This is a genomic window from Pseudoxanthomonas japonensis (assembly GCF_010093445.1).
GTDB classification, from domain to species: domain Bacteria; phylum Pseudomonadota; class Gammaproteobacteria; order Xanthomonadales; family Xanthomonadaceae; genus Pseudoxanthomonas_A; species Pseudoxanthomonas_A japonensis.
Genome location: NZ_PDWW01000061.1, coordinates 1 through 794 on the forward strand (window position 1 = coordinate 1; position 794 = coordinate 794).

Here is a 794-nt window from a genome sequence, read left to right on the forward strand (position 1 = left end):
CAGCGCGAGATGGCGGCGAAGCATGAAGAGGGCACCATCAGCTTCCGATGCGACGACAGCGCGTTTCCCGGCGGCTTCGGCGAGATGGTGCGCGGTACCAACGAACTGGTGGCATCGCACATCCACGTCAAGATGCGGCTCGTGGAAGTGATCCAGCGCTACGCGATCGGCGACCTGTCGGTCGACATGGACGTCCTGCCCGGCGAGAAGGCCGTGCTCACCGCGGCGATGGACGAAGCCAAGCGCAACCTTCAGGCGATCAACGCGGACATCAAGCGCTTGGCGGCCGCCGCGGCCGCGGGTGATTTCTCGCAACGCGGCCCGGCCCACGCCTACCAGTACGATTTCCACGACATGGTGGCCAGCCTCAACCGGCTGATGGACACCACCGAGGGCAACCTGTCGGCCCTGTCCGCGCTGCTCAAGGCCGTGGCGGACGGCGACCTGACCCACCTCATGCGGGGCGAGTTCCATGGGGTGTTCGCCACCATGCGCGACGATGCCAATGCCACGGTGAACCAGCTCAAGCGCATCGTGACAAGCATCCAGGACGCCACGGGCTCCATCAATACCGCAGCCAGCGAGATCGCGGCCGGCAACGCCGATCTGGCGCGTCGCACCGAAATGCAAGCGGCGAACCTGGAAGAGACGGCCGCGTCGATGGAGGAGCTGACCTCCACCGTGCGCCAGAACGCCGATTCCTCGCGCCAGGCCAATGCGCACGCGCTGTCCGCCTCCGGCGTAGCCGCGGAGGGCGGTCAGATCGTGGGGCGTGCCGTGGAGACGATGTCGAC

The 794-nt window shown here is 66.9% G+C and carries 1 protein-coding gene; it reads left to right on the forward strand.

Going from position 1 to position 794, the window contains the following annotated elements:
* Positions 1-794 (forward strand): methyl-accepting chemotaxis protein (locus CSC78_RS18760; protein ID WP_455566966.1); only part of this gene is annotated, 794 nt, incomplete at both ends.